The 19,933-nt window shown below is 71.3% G+C and carries 14 protein-coding genes; 12 read left to right on the plus strand and 2 right to left on the minus strand.

All coding sequences use genetic code 11. From position 1 onward, the window contains the following. The first annotated feature begins 17 nt into the window (after positions 1–17). The 5 genes from E5083_RS04520 (at position 18) to serA (ending at position 8,577) form a co-directional block, all read left to right on the plus strand. A complete protein-coding gene (locus tag E5083_RS04520; protein ID WP_167513448.1) occupies positions 18–3,017 on the plus strand; it encodes a putative bifunctional diguanylate cyclase/phosphodiesterase in 3,000 nt (999 codons plus the stop codon). Positions 3,018–3,269: 252 nt separating this feature from the next. Beyond that, positions 3,270–5,120, plus strand: coding sequence for an acetolactate synthase large subunit (locus E5083_RS04525; RefSeq protein WP_135784246.1), 1,851 nt, complete (start codon positions 3,270–3,272; stop codon positions 5,118–5,120). A gap of 37 nt (positions 5,121–5,157) precedes the next feature. After that, positions 5,158–5,682 carry an acetolactate synthase small subunit gene (ilvN, locus tag E5083_RS04530; protein WP_135784247.1) on the plus strand — a complete coding sequence of 175 codons (525 nt, stop codon included), beginning with the start codon at positions 5,158–5,160 and terminating at the stop codon, positions 5,680–5,682. A 110-nt stretch (positions 5,683–5,792) separates the two neighbouring features. Beyond that, positions 5,793–6,791: a ketol-acid reductoisomerase gene (gene ilvC, locus E5083_RS04535; RefSeq protein WP_135784248.1), complete on the plus strand. Its 999-nt coding sequence runs from the start codon at positions 5,793–5,795 to the stop codon at positions 6,789–6,791. Positions 6,792–6,975: 184 nt separating this feature from the next. Next, the gene (gene serA, locus E5083_RS04540; protein WP_135784249.1) at positions 6,976–8,577 is read left to right on the plus strand and encodes a phosphoglycerate dehydrogenase; all 1,602 of its coding nucleotides are present in this window, start codon (positions 6,976–6,978) and stop codon (positions 8,575–8,577) included. Positions 8,578–8,632: 55 nt separating this feature from the next. Here serA and E5083_RS04545 read toward each other — a convergent pair whose 3' ends face one another. After that, positions 8,633–10,171, minus strand: a complete 1,539-nt coding sequence (locus E5083_RS04545) for an MFS transporter (RefSeq protein ID WP_135784250.1) — start codon at positions 10,169–10,171, stop codon at positions 8,633–8,635. Between the two features lie 109 nt (positions 10,172–10,280). Here E5083_RS04545 and E5083_RS04550 point away from each other — a divergent pair, with 109 nt between their 5' ends. After that, on the plus strand, positions 10,281–10,850 hold the full coding sequence (locus E5083_RS04550; RefSeq protein ID WP_135784251.1) for a TetR/AcrR family transcriptional regulator: 570 nt from the start codon (positions 10,281–10,283) through the stop codon (positions 10,848–10,850). A gap of 4 nt (positions 10,851–10,854) precedes the next feature. On the opposite strand, the gene E5083_RS04555 is transcribed toward E5083_RS04550, so the two are convergent. Continuing rightward, positions 10,855–12,048 (minus strand): PucR family transcriptional regulator, encoded by a 1,194-nt coding sequence (locus tag E5083_RS04555; RefSeq protein WP_208753960.1) that lies wholly within the window; start codon positions 12,046–12,048, stop codon positions 10,855–10,857. A gap of 165 nt (positions 12,049–12,213) precedes the next feature. Between E5083_RS04555 and E5083_RS04560 the strand changes: the two genes are divergently transcribed. The 6 genes from E5083_RS04560 (at position 12,214) to cimA (ending at position 19,922) form a co-directional block, all read left to right on the plus strand. Further along, positions 12,214–13,140 (plus strand): proline dehydrogenase family protein, encoded by a 927-nt coding sequence (locus E5083_RS04560; protein WP_135784253.1) that lies wholly within the window; start codon positions 12,214–12,216, stop codon positions 13,138–13,140. Between the two features lie 39 nt (positions 13,141–13,179). Beyond that, positions 13,180–14,811: an L-glutamate gamma-semialdehyde dehydrogenase gene (pruA, locus tag E5083_RS04565; RefSeq protein WP_135784254.1), complete on the plus strand. Its 1,632-nt coding sequence runs from the start codon at positions 13,180–13,182 to the stop codon at positions 14,809–14,811. A gap of 506 nt (positions 14,812–15,317) precedes the next feature. Beyond that, positions 15,318–15,449 carry a hypothetical protein gene (locus E5083_RS31960; RefSeq protein WP_086690483.1) on the plus strand — a complete coding sequence of 44 codons (132 nt, stop codon included), beginning with the start codon at positions 15,318–15,320 and terminating at the stop codon, positions 15,447–15,449. 94 nt (positions 15,450–15,543) lie between these two features. Beyond that, complete coding sequence (locus tag E5083_RS04575) at positions 15,544–16,587, plus strand: 3-isopropylmalate dehydrogenase (protein ID WP_135784255.1); 1,044 nt, start codon at positions 15,544–15,546, stop codon at positions 16,585–16,587. Between the two features lie 289 nt (positions 16,588–16,876). Further along, entirely contained in the window at positions 16,877–17,965 is a 1,089-nt protein-coding gene (locus E5083_RS04580; RefSeq protein WP_135784256.1) for a branched-chain amino acid aminotransferase, read from the plus strand. A gap of 352 nt (positions 17,966–18,317) precedes the next feature. Further along, complete coding sequence (gene cimA, locus E5083_RS04585) at positions 18,318–19,922, plus strand: citramalate synthase (RefSeq protein ID WP_135784257.1); 1,605 nt, start codon at positions 18,318–18,320, stop codon at positions 19,920–19,922. The last annotated feature ends 11 nt before the right edge of the window (positions 19,923–19,933 follow it).

Raw genomic sequence — 19,933 nt, forward strand, 5'->3', positions numbered from 1 at the left:
CGCACCGGGAGGGCGCGGTGAGCGCGCCGCCGGTGACCACGACCGCGCTCGACGGGGCGCCCCGCGCGCCGCAGCAGCCCGTCCGTACGCCCCCCACCCGGCCACCGGCAGCGGCGGGCGACGGATCGCGGCTCACCCAGCAGCTCGCCCTCGCCCTGATCTGCGCGGCCTACGCCGTCGGCTCGGCCTTCGACTGGGGCAATGAGCAACTCGCGCTGTTCATGGGCGACTTCGGGCTCAGCGCGGCGGCCGGCACCGCCGCCGTCTCCTGCTTCCTCTACGCCCGCACCCGCCGCGTCCGCTTCCGCCCCGCCTGGCTGCTCTTCGCCCTCTCCTCCGCGATGGCCGCCCTGGGCAACGCGGTCTGGGGGTGGTACGAGGTCGTCCTCGAACGCCCCGTGCCGAGCCCCAGCTACGCCGACCTGTTCTTCCTCTGCTTCGCGCCGCCCGCCATCGTGGGCCTGCTGGTCCTCGCCAAACGCCCGGCGAGCCGGGCCGGCTGGATCTGTCTCACGCTGGACGCCTGGCTCATCGGCGGCTCGCTGCTCACCCTCTCCTGGAGTCTGGCGCTCGCCCAGACCGCCCGGATCGACGGACCGAGCGTCGAGCACACCGCCCTCTCGCTGGCCTACCCGCTGCTGGACATCGTGCTGGTCAGCATGGTGCTCGCGCTGCACTTCCGGCGCAGTCCGGGCAACCGCACCGCCGTCAACACCGCGATCGGCGCCCTGGCGCTCACCGTGATGTGCGACGCGCTGTTCACCTCCCCGCTGCTGCACAGCAGTTACCGCTCCGGACAACTGCTGGACGCCGGCTGGTTCGCGGGCTCCCTGCTGCTCGCCTACGCCCCCTGGGCCGCCCCCAGGGGGCGCGAGGGCGACAGAGGCGCGTCCGAGACCCGTGTCGTGCACGAGCACGTACCGGGCCAGCGCGGCCCGTCCACCGCGCAGGCCCACCCGCCGGGCACCGAGGGCCACCGGTACCCGTCCGGACGGCCGCTCACCGGCTCGCTGGCCGCCCTCACCCCGTACCTCGCCGCAGCCGTCTGCACCCTGGGCATCCTGTACAACGTGCTCAACGGGCGCCGGCCCGACCACGTGGTGCTGATCACCGCGGGCGCCGTGGTGCTGGCCCTCGTGATCCGCCAGGGCATCATGCTGCTGGACAACATCACCCTCACCCAGGAACTGGCGCAGAAGGAGAACCACTTCCGCTCCCTGGTGCAGGGCTCCAGCGACGTCATCATGATCGCCGCGCCCAACGGCGTCCTGCGCTACGTCTCCCCGGCCGCCGCCGGGGTCTACGGCAGCAGCGCCGAGGCCCTGATCGGCACCGAACTGGCCGCGCTGATCCACCCCGAGGACCTGGGCTGTGTGGTGCACGAGGTACGCCGCTTCCTGGCCGCCGATCCGCTGGCCGAACCCACCACCCGCATCGAGTGCCGCTTCCGCTCGGGCCGGGGCGGCTGGCTCAACGTGGAGTCCACCGTCAACCGGCACCACGGCGGGCTGATCTTCAACAGCCGGGACGTGACCGAGCGGGTCCGGCTCCAGGCCCAGCTCCAGCACAACGCCGAGCACGACCCGCTCACCGACCTGCCCAACCGGGCCCTGTTCACCCGCCGCGTCCAGCAGGCCCTGTCCGGACGTCGGGCCACCGACCGGGGGGCCGCCCTGCGCGGCACCGCCGTGCTCTTCATCGACCTCGACGGCTTCAAGGCCGTCAACGACACCATCGGCCACCAGGCCGGGGACGAGCTGCTGATCCAGGCCGCGCGCCGGCTCCAGGACTCCGTACGCCAGGGGGACACCGCCTCCCGGCTCGGCGGGGACGAGTTCGCGGCCCTGATCACCGGCGACGGCACCCGCGACCGCGCCGCCCGCGAGCGGCACATCCTGGAGCTGGCCGACCGGCTGCGGCTCACCCTCTCCCAGCCCTACGCCATCGACGGCAACGATGTCCGGGTCAACGCCTCCATCGGCGTCGCCTTCGCCGAACCCGGCCTCGGCGCGGGCGAGCTGCTGCGCAACGCCGACCTGGCGATGTACCGGGCCAAGGCCGGCGGCAAGGGCCGGGTGGAGCTGTACAAGCCGCAGATGCAGCAGGACGTGGTCCGCAAGGCCGAGCTGGCCGGACGGCTGCGCGCCGCGCTGCACGAGGGCGAGTTCGCGCTGCTGCACCAGCCGGTGGTGTGTCTCAACGGCGGCCGGATCTCCTCGGTCGCCACCCACGCCCGCTGGCGCTCGGCCCAGGGGGTGCTGTTCACCCCGGCCGAGTTCCTACGGGTGGCCGAAGACGGCGACCGTACGGCCGAGCTGGAGCGCTGGATACTCCAGGAAGCCGTCGAGCAGGCCGCCGAGCGCGCCGCGGGCGGCCTCGTCGTCCCGGTGTCCGTACGGATGAGCGCCCGGCGGCTGCTGGACCGCTCGCTGCCGCTCGGCTCCATCGAGGCGCTGCTGACCCGGCACGGACTGCCGCCCGGCGCGCTGATCATCGAACTGTCCGGCACCGACCCCCGGATCTCCCAGGACGAGCTGGAGCGCCGCCTGACCGCGCTCAGCCGCCTCGGGGTACGCATCGCGCTCGACGGCTTCGGCTCCGGCCACGCGGCCATCACGGCGCTGCGCAGGCTCCCCGTGGACATCCTCAAGCTCGACCGAGGGCTGATCGAGGGTGTCGTGGAGTCCGCCCGGCTGCACAAGATCACCAGCGGGCTGCTGCGCATCGCGGGCGACCTCGGCCTGCAGACCGTCGCCGAGGGCGTGGACCTGCCCGAACAGGTGGTCGCGCTGCGCGCCATGGGCTGTACCCACGGCCAGGGCATGGCGTTCGCCGGGCCGGTGGACGAGTACCGGCTGCGCCGGGCGCTCGCCTCCGGCCGCTTCCCGGTGCCGCACGCCCCGGCCGAGCCGGTCTTCGCGGGGAAGGGTGCCGGGCTCTACTCCGGGACCATGTCCACCGTGTTCGGCGGGACGGCGCTCCGCTCACATGATGAGACGGCCGTCCCACCCACTTGACACATGGTGCGCGCCGGGGGGAGGGTCAATGCCATGCGCACCCGAATTCTCGTACTTGGAAAGCGCGTCGGCTGAGCTGGGGCTTCGTCGGACACCGTCCGGAAATCCCAGCACCCCTCACCGACGCGCCCCCCTCGCTTGCCTAGCGGCACGAGGGGTTTTTTGTTGCACGAGTGCCCCTCGTGCGGCCCCCCGCTCCGCACCCAGACCGCCCGAACCTCGCAAACCCTCAAGCTCGAGAAGAGAATGACGATGACCGAGCAGGCCACCGGGGCCCACCATCCGCAGCCGCGGCCCCGATCCGGAGGACAGCACTCCGCCCCCGTCGAGCACGTCACGGGAGCGCAGTCCCTCATCCGCTCGCTCGAGGAGGTCGGGGTCGACACCGTATTCGGCATTCCGGGGGGCACGATCCTTCCCGCGTACGACCCGCTGATGGACTCCCAGCGGGTGCGCCACGTGCTGGTCCGCCACGAGCAGGGCGCGGGTCACGCGGCCACCGGCTACGCGCAGGCCACCGGCAAGGTCGGCGTCTGCATGGCGACTTCGGGTCCCGGCGCCACCAACCTGGTCACCCCGATCGCCGACGCCAACATGGACTCGGTGCCGCTGGTCGCGATCACCGGCCAGGTCGTCTCCAAGGCGATCGGCACGGACGCCTTCCAGGAGGCGGACATCGTCGGCATCTCCATGCCGATCACCAAGCACAGCTTCCTGGTGACCAAGGCCGAGGACATCCCGCGGACGATCGCCGAGGCGTTCCACATCGCCTCCACCGGCCGCCCCGGCCCGGTCCTGGTCGACATCCCCAAGGACGTGCTCCAGACGCGGACCACCTTCTCCTGGCCGCCCCAGACCGACCTGCCCGGCTACCGCCCGGTGACCAAGCCGCACGCCAAGCAGATCCGCGAGGCCGCCAAGCTCATCACCGGCGCCCGCCGTCCCGTCCTCTACGTCGGCGGCGGTGTGCTCAAGGCCGGCGCCACCGCCGAGCTGAAGGTTCTCGCCGAGCTGACCGGCGCCCCCGTCACCACCACCCTGATGGCACTGGGCGCCTTCCCCGACAGCCACCCGCAGCACGTGGGCATGCCCGGCATGCACGGCTCGGTCACCGCCGTCACTGCGCTGCAGAAGGCGGACCTGATCGTCGCCCTCGGCGCCCGCTTCGACGACCGGGTCACCGGCAAGCTGGACAGCTTCGCGCCGTACGCCAAGATCGTGCACGCCGACATCGACCCGGCCGAGATCGGCAAGAACCGCGAGGCCGACGTGCCGATCGTGGGCGACGCCCGCGAGGTGCTCGCCGACCTGATCCAGGCCGTGCAGAAGGAGCACGACGAGGGCCGCCGGGGCGACCACACCGCCTGGTGGAGCGACCTCAACCGCTGGCGGGAGACCTACCCGCTCGGCTACGAGACCCCCGAGGACGGCTCGCTCTCCCCGCAGGCGGTCATCGAGCGCATCGGGCAGCTCGCCCCCGACGACACGATCTTCGCGGCGGGCGTCGGCCAGCACCAGATGTGGGCCGCCCACTTCATCCAGTACGAGAAGCCCGCGACCTGGCTCAACTCCGGCGGCGCCGGAACCATGGGGTACGCGGTCCCGGCCGCGATGGGCGCCAAGGCCGGACAGCCCGGCCGTACGGTCTGGGCGATCGACGGCGACGGCTGTTTCCAGATGACCAATCAGGAACTCACCACCTGCGCCCTGAACAACATCCCGATCAAGGTCGCCATCATCAACAACGGCGCCCTCGGCATGGTCCGCCAGTGGCAGACGCTGTTCTACAACCAGCGCTACTCCAACACCGTGCTGCACTCCGGCCCCGACGGACCCACCGGTCCCAGCGCCGGCACCCGCGTCCCCGACTTCGTGAAGCTGGCCGAGGCGATGGGCTGCCACTCCATCCGCTGCGAGCGCCCCGAGGACCTGGACAAGGTCATCGAGGAGGCCAACGCGATCAACGACCGTCCGGTCGTCGTCGACTTCATCGTCCACGAGGACGCGATGGTGTGGCCGATGGTCGCCGCCGGGACCTCCAACGACGAGGTCATGGCCGCGCGGGGCGTCCGTCCCGACTTCGGCGACAGCGACCAGGACTGACCGAGGACGAGCGAGAGAGACCGAGAGAGACCACGACATGTCCAAGCACACGCTCTCCGTCCTGGTGGAGAACACACCGGGCATCCTCGCCCGCATCGCCGCCCTCTTCTCCCGGCGCGGCTTCAACATCGACTCCCTCGCGGTGGGTGTCACCGAGCACGCCGACATCTCCCGCATCACCATCGTGGTGAACGTCGAGGACCTGCCGCTGGAGCAGGTGACCAAGCAGCTCAACAAGCTCGTCAACGTGCTGAAGATCGTCGAACTGGAACCCGGACAGGCCGTCCAGCGTGAACTCGTTCTGGTGAAGGTCCGCGCGGACAACGAGACCCGGTCGCAGATCGTGGAGATCGTCCAGTTGTTCCGCGCCAAGACCGTCGACGTCTCCCCGGAGGCCGTCACCATCGAGGCCACCGGGTCCGGCGACAAGCTGTCCGCGATGCTGAAGATGCTGGAGCCCTTCGGCATCAAGGAGCTGGTGCAGTCCGGCACCATCGCCATCGGGCGCGGCTCCCGCTCCATCACCGACCGCTCCCTGCGCGCCCTCGACCGCAGCGCGTGACCCCCGGCCCGGCCGCCCTTTCGGGGCGACCGGATGCCGAGACCCCGAAACCTTCCGTCCCCCCGCCGCAATACGGTGGGCGCAGCACCCGCACCTCAAGGAGAGAACCAGTGGCCGAGCTGTTCTACGACGCCGACGCCGACCTGTCCATCATCCAGGGCCGCAAGGTCGCGGTCATCGGCTACGGCAGCCAGGGCCACGCCCACGCCCTGTCGCTGCGGGACTCGGGCGTCGACGTCCGCGTCGGTCTGCCCGAGACCTCCAAGTCCCGTGCCAAGGCCGAGGAGCAGGGCCTGCGCGTGGTCACCGCGGCCGAGGCGGCCGCCGAGGCCGACGTCATCATGATCCTGGTCCCGGACCCGCTCCAGGGCCAGATCTACGAGGAGTCCATCGCCCCGAACCTGAAGGACGGCGACGCGCTGTTCTTCGGCCACGGCTTCAACATCCGGTTCGGCTTCATCAAGCCCCCGGCCGAGGTCGACGTCTGCATGGTCGCCCCCAAGGGCCCGGGCCACCTGGTCCGCCGCCAGTACGAGGAGGGGCGCGGCGTGCCCTGCATCGTCGCGGTCGAGCAGGACGCCTCCGGCAACGCCTTCCCGCTGGCCCTGTCGTACGCCAAGGCCATCGGCGGCACCCGCGCCGGTGTCATCAAGACCACCTTCACCGAGGAGACCGAGACCGACCTGTTCGGTGAGCAGGCCGTGCTCTGCGGCGGCACCGCCGCCCTGGTCAAGGCGGGCTTCGAGACGCTGACCGAGGCCGGCTACCAGCCGGAGATCGCCTACTTCGAGTGTCTGCACGAGCTGAAGCTGATCGTCGACCTCATGTACGAGGGCGGCCTGGAGAAGATGCGCTGGTCCATCTCCGAGACCGCCGAGTGGGGCGACTACGTCACCGGCCCGCGCATCGTCACCGACGCCACCAAGGCCGAGATGAAGAAGGTCCTCGCCGAGATCCAGGACGGCTCCTTCGCCAAGAACTGGATGGACGAGTACCACGGCGGCCTGAAGAAGTACGACGAGTACAAGAAGCAGGACTCCGAGCACCTGCTGGAGACCACCGGCAAGAAGCTGCGCAAGCTGATGTCCTGGGTCGACGAAGAGGCGTGAGCCTCCTGGCGGCCGGCGGCGGCGCCCCCTGGCGGGGTGCCGCCCGCCCGGCCGCCGCGCCACTACACTGCTGCACAACCAACGCGTCAGGCCCACAGTGTCGTGCGTCTTCCACGCGGCTAGCACCCCTCCACCGCCAGCGGCCGTCGGGACGGCCGTCCGCTATGGACTTGTGAGGACTCACGTGAGCTCGTACCCCAGTCGAAAAGCCACGGTACTCATCGCTGAAGAGCTGTCGCCCGCCACCGTGGACGCACTCGGGCCGGACTTCGAGATCCGGCACTGCAACGGAGCCGACCGCGCCGAACTGCTCCCCGCCATCGCCGACGTGGACGCGATCCTCGTCCGCTCCGCGACCAAGGTCGACGCCGAGGCGATCGCCGCGGCCAAGAAGCTGAAGGTCGTCGCACGAGCCGGCGTCGGCCTGGACAACGTCGACGTCTCCGCCGCCACCAAGGCCGGCGTGATGGTCGTCAACGCCCCCACCTCCAACATCGTCACCGCCGCCGAGCTGGCCTGCGGTCTGCTCGTGGCCAGCGCGCGCAACATCCCGCAGGCCAACACCGCCCTGAAGAACGGCGAGTGGAAGCGCAGCAAGTACACCGGCGTCGAGCTGGCCGAGAAGACCCTCGGCGTGGTCGGCCTCGGCCGCATCGGCGCCCTGGTCGCCCAGCGGATGTCCGCGTTCGGCATGAAGGTCGTCGCCTACGACCCCTACGTACAGCCCGCGCGGGCCGCGCAGATGGGCGTCAAGGTGCTGTCGCTGGACGAGCTGCTGGAGGTCTCCGACTTCATCACCGTCCACCTGCCCAAGACCCCCGAGACCCTCGGCCTGATCGGCGACGAGGCGCTGCGCAAGGTCAAGCCGACCGTGCGCATCGTCAACGCCGCGCGCGGCGGCATCGTCGACGAGGCGGCGCTGTACGCGGCGCTGAAGGAGGGCCGGGTCGCCGGCGCCGGGCTCGATGTGTACGCGAAGGAGCCGTGCACCGACTCCCCGCTGTTCGAGCTGGACCAGGTGGTCTGCACCCCGCACCTGGGTGCCTCCACCGACGAGGCCCAGGAGAAGGCCGGTATCGCGGTGGCCCGCTCGGTGCGGCTCGCCCTCGCCGGTGAGCTGGTGCCGGACGCGGTCAACGTCCAGGGCGGTGTCATCGCCGAGGACGTGAAGCCCGGTCTGCCGCTGGCCGAGCGCCTCGGCCGCATCTTCACCGCGCTCGCGGGCGAGGTCGCGGTCCGCCTCGACGTCGAGGTGTACGGCGAGATCACCCAGCACGATGTGAAGGTGCTCGAACTCTCCGCGCTCAAGGGCGTGTTCGAGGACGTGGTGGACGAGACCGTCTCCTACGTCAACGCCCCGCTGTTCGCGCAGGAGCGCGGGGTCGAGGTGCGCCTCACCACCAGCTCCGAGTCGGCCGACCACCGCAACGTGGTCACCGTGCGCGGCACCCTCGCGGGCGGCGAGGAGGTGTCGGTCTCCGGCACGCTGGCCGGCCCCAAGCACGTCCAGAAGATCGTCGCGGTCGGCGACTACGACGTGGACCTCGCGCTCACCGAGCACATGGTCGTCCTCAGCTACGAGGACCGTCCCGGTGTCGTCGGCACCGTCGGCCGGGTCCTCGGCGAGGCGGGCATCAACATCGCCGGTATGCAGGTGGCCCGTTCCACCGCCGGCGGCGAGGCGCTGGCCGTGCTGACGGTGGACGACACGGTCAACCCGGCCACGCTGGCCGAGCTGGCCCAGGAGATCGGGGCGACCTCCGCCCGGTCGGTCAACCTGGACTAGGACATACCGGAGCGCCGGGCGGACCCCTTGCGGGCCGCCCGGCGCTCCGGCGTTTCTACGGCTGCTTCGCATCCCGTCCGCGCAGGGTCAGCGCCGCGCCGATCGCGGCCAGCGCCAGCACGCCCGCCCCGAAGAGGGCCGCCGCGTGCATCCCGGAGGTGAACGCCTCCCGCGCCGAGGCCAGCAGCGCCTCCCCGGACCGGCCGGGCAGCCGGGCCGCGGTGACCAGCGCGCCGCCGAGCGTCTCGCGGGCCTCCGCCGGGGCGCCGGACGGCATCCGGTGCCGGTACACGGCGGCGCCGACCGAGCCGAGGACCGCCATGCCCAGCGCCCCGCCGAACTCCGTGGCCGTCTCCAGCAGGGAGGAGGCGGTGCCCGCCCGCTCCGCCGGGGCGCTGCCCATCGCGAGGTCGGTGAGCTGGGACAGCACCATCACCGCACCGCAGGCCAGCACCCCGGCCGCCGCCAGCAGCAGCCACAGCGACCCGGTGCCGGTCAGCGCGAGCAGCCCGTACCCGGCGGCCGAGACCGCGAACCCGGCGGCCACCACCCGGCCCCGGTCCACGCCCCGGGCGACCAGCGCGGCGGTGACCGGACCCGCGACCCCGATCAGCACCGAGGGCACCAGGCTCCACAGCGCGGCCGACAGCGGGCTCTTGCCCAGCACCGACTGGAGGTACTGCGTGGTGAAGATCGCCGACCCCAGCATGCCGAAGGCGGACACCAGGGTCAGCACCACGGCCGGGGTGAAGCCCCGGTTGCGCAGCAGCGCGGGCGGCACCAGCGGGGAGGCGGCGGTGCGCTGGCGGTGGACGAAGAGGGCGGCGAAGAGCAGGCCGACCGTCACCGACATTACGTACCGCACGTGCCAGCCCTCGGACGGGATCTCCTTCAGGCCGTAGATCACCGGGAGCACGGCGGCCAGCGAGAGCGGGACGCTGATCCAGTCGAAGCGGCCGGGGGAGGGGTTGCGGGACTCGGGGAGCAGGAACGGGCCGAGCACCAGCAGCAGGAGCATCGCGGGCAGGTTGACCAGGAAGACCGAGCCCCACCAGAAGTGCTCCACCAGCACCCCGCTCATCACCGAGCCCAGCGCGATGCCGCTGGTCATCACCCCGGACCACAGCCCGATCGCCTTCGCCCGCTCGGCGGGGTCGGTGAACATCGTGCGCAGCAGCGCCATGGTGGACGGCATCAGGGTGGCGCCGCCGACGCCGAGGACCGCGCGGGCCGCGATCAGGGTGGTGGCGCTGTCGGCGTAGGCGGCGAGGACCGAGGCGGCGCCGAAGGCGGCGGCCCCCGCCAGCAGGAGGCGACGGCTGCCGACGCGGTCGCCGAGCGAGCCCATCGTCATCAGCAGGCCGGCCAGGACGAAGCCGTAGATGTCGAAGATCCAGAGCTGCTGGGTGCCGGTCGGGCGGAGGTCCGCGCTGATCGCCGGGGTGGCGAAGTACAGCACGGACACGTCCATCGAGACCAGCAGCAGCGGCAGCATCAGCACGCCCAGCGCGGTCCACTCGCGCCGTCCGGCACGAACGGGGCTGTCCTGGACGGGGGTTGGGGTGGTGCTCGTCGTGCTCTTCGGGTTCACCATGCCGAGGAATGTACGCGCGTCTTAAACACCTGTCTAGAACGACTGTATAAGTCATGTGTATAAGTCGCGCGTCTAGGACGCTTGTATGGACCGGGGTACGCTGGCCGGCATGGGACACCGTGAGGATCTGCTCGAGGGCGCCAAGCGCTGCCTGCTGGCGAAGGGGTTCGCCCGGACCACCGCGCGCGACATCGTGAAGGAGTCCGGCACCAACCTGGCCTCCATCGGCTACCACTACGGCTCCAAGGACGCCCTGCTGGCGCAGGCGTACGTGGCGCTGGTGGAGGAGGCGGGGGACACCTTCGGCGGGGCCGAGCCGGCCGGGGCGCCCGGCTCGCTGGAGCGCTTCCACTGGGTGTGGTCGAACATCATCTCCGCGATGCGCGAACCCGGTTCGGTCTTCCGGCTCAGCATGGAGGTCATGACCATCGAACTCCCCGAGGTCCGCGCCTACCTGGGCCGCGAACAGCGCGAGGGCGGACGCGGCCTGGTCGCGCTGCTCACCGGCGTACCGGAGGACGAGGTCACCGACGAGAGCGCCGACACCCTCGGCAACTTCTACCTCACCCTGATGACCGGCCTCATCGCCCAGTGGAGCTTCGACCCCGAAACGGCCCCGGACGCGGACGCCCTCACGGCGGGCCTGCGCCAGGTCGTGGAGGGCGTGCGCAAGAGCTGACCGCTCAGCCCAGCCGGGCCCGTTTCAGGGCCATGTGCAGCAGCAGGCGGTCCTCGCCGTCGTCCAGGTCCAGGCCGGTCAGGCGTTCCACGCGGCCCAGGCGGTAGTAGAGGGTCTGGCGGTGGATGCCGAGTTCGGCCGCAGCCCGGCCGGCCTGGCCCGCGCAGTCGAGGTAGACCTCGGCGGTGCGGGCCAGTTCCTGGTGGGCGGGGGAGAGCAGCGGTGCCGCCACCGGGTCCTGCACCGACCTCGGGGGCAGCGCGGACAGCAGCCGGTACGGGCCGATGCCCCGCCACTCGGCCACCGGCGCGAACCTCGGCTCGGCCAGCGCGGCCCGCGCTGCCGCCGACGCCTCCTGCCACACCGTGCCCAACTCGGCCAGCCCGGCGCGGGGTTCACCGACCCCCACCCCGACGACCGCGCCCTCCGCCTCCTTGACCAGCCGCGCGGCCGCCACCAGCGCCGGGGCCGTCACCTCCGTGCTGCGCAGCCGCACCAGCACCGCGAGGCTCTGCGCCGTCGCGCCCCACGGCACCGTGCACAGGGCGGTGGCGTGCGGGACGGTGCGCACCGAGGGGGCGTCGTCGGGGTCGGCGGAGAACCAGGGGGCGACGCAGACCACGGTGTGCGGGCCGTCCGCGCGCGGGCCCAGCGCGGTGCGCAGGTCGGTCACGGCCATGTCCCGCTGCCAGCCGTCCTCCGCCGTGAGCACCGCCCGCAGCTCCCGGCCGAGCCCCGCCCCGGCCCGCGCCTCGTCGGCCAGCAGCGCGCCGATCCGCCCGGTCACCGGCATGGCGGCGGCGAGCTGGGCGTCGCTCGGGCCGGGGTCGTCGTCCAGCAGCCAGACGTAACCGAGGACGACACCCCGATGGCGTACCGGCAGGCAGATCCGGCCCCGGTAGACGCCCGCCTCCGGGGTGGGCGGGATGCGCACCGGCTGCGTGGCGCGGGTGATGCCGAAGCCCTCGAACCACGCCCGCACCGCCGAGGTGGAGCGCCGGGTCAGGATCGAGCGGGCCCGCACCGGGTCCAGCGCGGTGGGGTCCAGCTCGCCCTCGCTGTCGTACGCCCCGAAGGCGATCAGCTCGAAGTCCCGGTTCTCCAGGGTCGCCGGGGCGCCCAGCAGCTCGGAGATCTCGTCCACCAGCTCCTGGTAGTCATCTCGGTAATCGGCCGCCACCCGGGCATTCTGCCGCATTTCCGAGCGCGCTTCATACATCTGTCTGAGAACCGGTGATCGGATGCGTGACGTCTGTCGATGGCCCACCATCGAAGAGATCCCTAGGTTTCACGGTGGTTCTCCGTGCCGTCCCCGAATCGTCGGGTCCCGGCCGTTTCGGTGCTTTTGTTGTGGAGGTGCCCCGTGCTGGGTCCCGTGATTCTCGCCGCCTCGCGCAGCGACCGGATGCGTCGTCTGATCTCGGCCGCCCCGGTGACCAAGCAGGTCGTCGACCGGTTCATCCCCGGCGAGACCGTGGACGACATCGTCCCGGTCATCGCGGAGCTGACCGCCAAGGGCCTGCAGCTCACCATGGACGTCGTCGGCGAGGACATCACCACCCCCGAGCAGGCCACCGCCGCCCGCGACGCCTACCTCGCGCTCATCGACCACCTCAAGGACCTCGACCTGGGCGAGCGGGTCGAGATGTCGGTGAAGCTCTCCATGTTCGGCCAGGCGCTGGAAGGGGGCCACGAGCTGGCCCTCGCCAACGTCCGACCGGTCGTCGAGGCCGCCGCCGCCATCGGCACCACGGTCACCCTGGACGCCGAGGACCACACCACCCTCGACTCGATGTTCGCCATCCACGAGGAGCTGCGGAAGGACTACCCGCAGACCGGCTGTGTCATCCAGGCGTACCTGTTCCGCACCGAGGCCGACGCCCGCCGCCTGGCCGCCGCCGGCAGCCGGGTCCGCCTGGTCAAGGGCGCCTACAAGGAGCCCGCCGAGGTCGCGTACCAGCAGAAGCACGAGATCGACAAGGCGTACGTCCGCGTCCTGAAGACGCTGATGGAGGGCGACGGGTACCCGATGATCGGGTCCCACGACCCCCGCCTCATCTCCATCGCCCAGGAACTCGCGCACCGCGCGGGCCGTAAGCTCGACGAGTACGAGTTCCAGATGCTCTACGGCATCCGGGGCGACGAGCACCTGCGGCTGGCCGCCGAGGGGCACCGCATGCGTGTCTACACCGCCTACGGCACCGACTGGTACGGCTATTTCATGCGCCGTCTCGCCGAGAAGCCGGCGAACCTCCAGTTCTTCGTACGCAGCATGATCACCAAGGGCTGAGCCCGAACACCCGCTCAACGTAAAGGAGTTACGGTTCTCATGGACGCTGTGACCCAGGTCCCCACCCCCGTCAACGAGCCGGTGCACGGCTACGCCCCCGGCAGCCCCGAGCGCGCCCGTCTGGAGGCCAAGCTGAAGGAGCTGGCCGAGAACCCGGTCGACCTGCCGATGACCATCGGCGGCGAGAAGCGGATGGGCGGCGGCGAGTCCTTCCAGGTGGTCCAGCCGCACAACCACAAGGCCGTCCTCGGCACGTTGCGCAACGCCACCCGCGAGGACGCCCAGGACGCGATCGACGCCGCCCTGGCCGCCGCCCCGGCCTGGCGCGCGATGTCCTTCGACGACCGTGCCGCGATCATCCTGCGCGCCGCCGAGCTGCTCTCCGGCCCCTGGCGCGAGACCATCGCCGCCTCCACCATGCTGGGCCAGTCCAAGACCGCCCAGCAGGCCGAGATCGACAGCCCCTGCGAGCTGGTCGACTTCTGGCGCTTCAACGTGCACTACGCCCGCCAGATCCTGGCCGAGCAGCCCCCGGCCAACTCCCCGGGCGTGTGGAACCGCATGGACCACCGCCCGCTGGAGGGCTTCGTCTACGCGATCACGCCGTTCAACTTCTCGGCCATCGCCGCCAACCTGCCCACCGCGCCCGCCCTCATGGGCAACGTGGTGGTCTGGAAGCCGTCCCCGACGCAGACCCACGCCGCCGTGCTGCTGATGCAGCTCCTGGAGGAGGCCGGGCTGCCCAAGGGCGTCATCAACCTGGTCACCGGCGACGGCATCGCGGTCTCCGAGGTCGCCCTGGAGCACCGCGACCTCGCGGGCATCCACTTCACCGGCTCGACCAAGACCTTCCAGTACCTGTGGAAGACGGTCGGCAACAACATCGAGAAGTACCGCGCCTACCCGCGTCTGGTCGGCGAGACCGGCGGCAAGGACTTCGTGGTCGCGCACCCCTCCGCCGACCGCGCCGTGCTGAAGACCGCGCTGACCCGCGGCTCCTTCGAGTACCAGGGCCAGAAGTGCTCGGCCACCTCCCGCGCCTACATCCCGGCCTCCATCTGGAACTCCGGTTTCAAGGAGGAGTTCGCGGCCGAGATCGACGGCATCACCATGGGTGACGTCACCGACCTGTCGAACTTCATCGGCGCGGTCATCGACGAGCGCTCCTTCGCCAAGAACAAGGCCGCCATCGACCGCGCCGCCGAGGACCCCACCTGCACGATCGTGGCGGGCGGCTCCTACGACGACTCGGTGGGCTACTTCGTCCGCCCGACCGTCATCGAGTGCTCCGACCCCGACAACGAGGTCTTCCGCACCGAGTACTTCGGCCCGATCCTCGCCGTGCACGTCTACGAGGACGAGAAGTACGACGAGATGCTGACCCAGATGGAGTCGGTGTCCGACTACGCGCTCACCGGCTCGGTCATCTCCAACGACCGCGCGGCGGCGGCGTACACGATGGAGAAGCTCCGCTACGCGGCGGGCAACTTCTACATCAACGACAAGTCCACCGGTGCCGTCGTCGGCCAGCAGCCCTTCGGCGGCGGCCGCGCCTCCGGCACCGACGACAAGGCCGGCGCCCCGCAGAACCTGATGCGCTGGACGCTGACCCGCGCCATCAAGGAGACGCTGGTCCCGCCGACCGAGTACGGCTACCCGCACATGGGCTGAGCCCCCTGGGCCCCAAAGCCCTCATGATCCGGCCCGGCGAGCCCGCCCTGAACGGTCTCGCCGGGCCGTCGTGCTGTCCGGCCGCTGCTGGCGTGCGCCCATGGCTGACAGCTTCTCCGCCTCCTGGACGTCCTGACCGTCCACCTGCCGGACGCCCCGCCCCCGCCCCCGGAACCCCTGGCCGAGGCCCGCGCGCTCCTGGAGTGCGTCACCGGCGAGACCTTCCCCGCCGCCCTCTCCGTTCGTCGTCGGCTGAGCCTCAGTCGGAAAGCCGCAGGTGGGGAGAGGTGCCGTCTCAGATAGTAGGAAGTCCGAGTAATCATGCAGACAGGCGCGGTCCGGTCCCTTAGCTTGGGATGAGCCGAACGAATCGCTCCATCCAGCGAATGGCGGTCGTGAGCCGCGCCCCGCGCAGGCAATCCCTGCGGCGTGCGCTCCCCGCGTCTTCCGGCGTCTCACAGCTCACCGCTGCCGTGCAACCACTCTGTCGAAGGAGTCGATTTCCCATGGCCGAGACGACCGTCCGCCGCCGCGTGCGCCACGCCTCCCGCTCGAACGACACCGACCGCGCCCAGGCCGCCGCCGCCCTCCAGCGCGCCCTCGACCGCCGGGACAACGGCGGCGAGACCGGCCACTGAGCCGAGCCGCGCCCGACGGACCGTCCGCCGCTCGCGTTGTCCGTATCGCGGACGGTCCGTGTCATCCCGTGGGACGCGGAGTAGGGTGCCGCACATGTCCCGCAGCATCGATCTCGCAGTGATCCCCGGCGACGGCATCGGCCAGGAGGTCGTGACCGAGGGTCTCAAGGTCCTCTCCGCCGTCCTGCCCCAGGACGTGAAGCTGGAGACCAAGGAGTACGACTTCGGCGCCCGGCGCTACCGCGCCACCGGTGAGACCCTCACCGACGCCGACCTCGACTCCCTCAAGGCCCACGACGCCATCCTGCTCGGCGCCATCGGCGACCCGTCGGTGCCGTCCGGCGTGCTGGAGCGCGGCTTCCTGCTGAAGCTCCGGTTCGCCTTCGACCACCACGTCAACCTGCGCCCCTCCAAGCTGCTCCCCGGCGTCGCCACCCCGCTCGCCGGCCAGCCGGAGATCGACTTCGTGGTGGTCCGTGAGGGCACCGAGGGCCCCTACACGGGCAACGGCGGCACCATCCGCACCGGCACCGCGCAGGAGGTCGCCACCGAGGTCTCGGTGAACACCGCCTACGGCGTCGAGCGTGTCGTCCGGGACGCCTTCGCCCGTGCTCAGGCCCGCCCGCGCAAGAAGCTCACCCTGGTCCACAAGAACAACGTGCTCACCTTCGCCGGGCACCTGTGGACCAACATCTTCAACAGCGTGGCCGAGGAGTACCCCGAGGTCACCACCGAGTACATCCACGTGGACGCGGCCACCATCTACCTGGTGACCGATCCCGGGCGCTTCGACGTGATCGTCACCGACAACCTCTTCGGCGACATCATCACCGACCTCGCCGCGGCCGTCTCCGGCGGCATCGGCGTCGCCGCCTCGGGCAACATCAACCCGGCCCGTACGTACCCGTCCATGTTCGAGCCGGTGCACGGCTCCGCCCCGGACATCGCCGGACAGGGCAAGGCCGACCCCACCGCCACCGTCCTCTCCGTGGCTCTGCTGCTGCGCCACCTCGGGTACGACGCCGAGGCCGACCGGGTGGACGCGGCCGTGGCCGCCGACCTCACCGAACGCGCGGACCTGCCCCCGCGCACCACCGCCGAGATCGGCGACGCGCTCGTAGGCCGGGTAACCGGCTGACCCGTAAGGCCCCGTGAAAGGGCCGCCGGGTCGCCTCAGGCGCCCGGCGGCCCTTTGCCGTGCCCGCCCAGGGTGCCACCATCAACCCCTGGGTCGTATTCACCCCGATTCCTTCCGGCGTCCCCGCCGCGCGATAATCGAACGCGGAGCCGCGATATGAGGGAATGCCCGGACGGCGTGAGCGCGGCCCGCCACCACCGGTGCCGCGCCCTGCCGGGGGTGACCTTCAGGCACCGGCCGCCCCGCCGGAACCGCCCGTCCCACGCCAGGAAGAGAAGGACTGCCGCCCATGACGACGCCCACGATCGAGCTCAAGCCCTCCGCCCACCCGCTCGCCGCCGCGGAGCGCGAGGCGATCCTCACCAGCCCCGGCTTCGGCCGCAGCTTCACCGACCACATGGTGACGATCAAGTGGACCGAGGGCCGCGGCTGGCACGACGGCCAGCTCGTCCCGTACGCGCCGATCCCGCTCGACCCGGCCACCAACGTCCTGCACTACGCCCAGGAGATCTTCGAGGGCCTGAAGGCGTACCGCCAGCCCGACGGCACGGTCGCCACCTTCCGGCCCGAGCAGAACGCCCTGCGCTTCCAGCGCTCCGCGCACCGCCTGGGCATGCCCGAGCTGCCGGTCGAGACCTTCATCGAGGCGTGCGACGCGCTGATCGCCCAGGACATCGACTGGGTCCCGGCGCACGGCGGCGAGGACTCCCTCTACCTGCGCCCCTTCATGATCGGCACCGAGGTCGGCCTGGGCGTGAAGCCGTCCAACGAGTACCTGTTCCTCGTCATCGCCTCCCCGGCCGGCGCCTACTTCCAGGGCGGCGTGAAGCCGGTGTCGATCTGGGTCTCCGAGGACCGCGTCCGCGCCGTCCCCGGCGGCATGGGCGACGCCAAGACCGGCGGCAACTACGCGGCCTCCCTGCTCGCCCAGGCCGAGGCCGCCGCCAAGGGCTGTGACCAGGTCTGCTACCTCGACGCGGTCGAGCACCAGTGGGTCGAGGAACTGGGCGGCATGAACCTGTGCTTCGTCTACGGCGACAAGATCGTCACCCCGACCCTGACCGGCTCCATCCTGGAGGGCGTCACCCGTGACTCCCTGCTGGCCGTCGCCCGCGACCTCGGCTACGAGGCCGAGGAGGGCCGTATCTCGGTCGACCAGTGGCAGCGCGACACCGAGAACGGCACCCTCACCGAGGTCTTCGCCTGCGGCACCGCCGCCGTGATCACCCCGGTCGGCACGGTCAAGCGGGCCGGCGCCGAGTGGAAGCAGAGCGGCGGCGAGCCCGGCGAGGTCACCCTCCGCCTCCGTCAGGCCCTGCTCGACATCCAGCGCGGCACCACCGGGGACCAGCACGGCTGGATGCACCGCATCGGCTAGCCGCACCCGTGGGACCGCCCTGGAGGCTCCGGGGCGGTCCCTTTCGGACAGTGCGGCCCGCATCGTGAGACACCCCGTGGGACGGTGGGCGTTCTGTGCCAGACTTCCCCCGTGCTCTCGCTCACCATGATTATGGGCAGCAGGCGCGCCGGTCCGCAGTGACCACCTCGCACGACCACATGCGGGTGGCACCGTCGTCCTCGACCCGCGCGCAGACCTCTCGCACCCGCGAGGGGTTTTTTCGTTTTCCGGCCCAACCGCAGCCGGGGGCGGAGCGCGAGGGACCATGGGGGGAACGGTGGAGCCGGTCATTTCCGGTAAGACCGACATTCACAACAGGAGCCTTCAGACCATGACCGCAACCAGCGAGCTCGACGATTCGTTCCACGTCTTCGACACCACGCTGCGCGACGGCGCGCAGCGCGAGGGCATCAACCTCACCGTCGCGGACAAGCTGGCCATCGCACGGCACCTGGACGACTTCGGCGTGGGCTTCATCGAGGGCGGCTGGCCCGGCGCCAACCCGCGCGACACCGAGTTCTTCGCCCGCGCCCGCGAGGAGCTGAAGCTGAAGCACGCGGTGCTCGTCGCCTTCGGCGCCACCCGCCGACCCGGCGCCAAAGCCGCCGACGATCCGCAGGTCAGAGCGCTGCTGGAGTCCGGCGCCCCCGTCGTCACGCTGGTCGCCAAGGCCCACGACCGGCATGTGGAGCTGGCGCTGCGCACCACGCTGGACGAGAACCTGGAGATGATCCGGGACACCGTGGCCCACCTGCGCGCCGAGGGCCGCCGGGTCTTCGTCGACTGCGAGCACTTCTTCGACGGCTACCGCGCCAACCCCGCCTACGCCAAGGCGGTCGTCCGCACCGCCGCCGAGGCCGGGGCCGACGTGGTCGTGCTGTGCGACACCAACGGCGGGATGCTCCCGGCGCAGATCGGCGCCGTGGTCGGCACCGTCCTCGCCGACACCGGCGCCCGGCTCGGCATCCACACCCAGGACGACACCGGCTGCGCCGTCGCCAACACCCTCGCCGCCGTGGACGCGGGCGCCACCCACGTCCAGTGCACGGCCAACGGCTACGGCGAGCGCGTCGGCAACGCCAACCTCTTCCCCGTCGTCGCCGCGCTGGAGCTGAAGTACGGCAAGAAGGTCCTCCCCGAGGGGCATCTGCGCGAGACCACCCGGATCTCGCACGCCATCGCCGAGGTCGTCAACCTCACGCCCTCCACCCACCAGCCCTACGTGGGTGTCTCCGCCTTCGCCCACAAGGCCGGGCTGCACGCCTCCGCGATCAAGGTCGACCCGGACCTGTACCAGCACATCGACCCCGAGCGGGTCGGCAACACCATGCGGATGCTCGTCTCCGACATGGCCGGACGCGCCTCGATCGAGCTGAAGGGCCGGGAACTCGGCGTCGACCTCGGCGGCGACCGCGCCCTGGTCGGCCGGGTCGTCGAGCGCGTCAAGGAACGCGAGCTGAAGGGCTACACGTACGAGGCCGCCGACGCCTCCTTCGAGCTGCTGCTGCGCGCCGAGGCCCAGGGCGCTCCGCTGAAGTACTTCGAGGTGGAGTCCTGGCGGGCCATCACGGAGGACCGCCCCGACGGCACCCACGCCAACGAGGCCACGGTGAAGCTGTGGGCCAAGGGCGAGCGGATCGTCGCCACCGCCGAGGGCAACGGCCCGGTCAACGCCCTCGACCAGGCGCTCCGGGTGGCGCTGGAGAAGATCTACCCGCAGCTCGCCAAGCTGGAGCTGGTGGACTACAAGGTCCGCATCCTGGAGGGCGCCTCCGGCACCCGGTCCATCACGCGCGTGCTGATCTCCACCAGCGACGGGGCGGGGGAGTGGTCCACGGTCGGCGTCGCGGAGAACGTCATCGCCGCCTCCTGGCAGGCCCTTGAGGACGCCTGCACCTACGGGCTGCTGCGCGCGGGCGTCGAACCGGCCGAGTAGCGGGCGCGGGC

This window comes from Streptomyces bauhiniae (assembly GCF_004784475.1).
GTDB lineage: Bacteria > Actinomycetota > Actinomycetes > Streptomycetales > Streptomycetaceae > Streptomyces > Streptomyces seoulensis.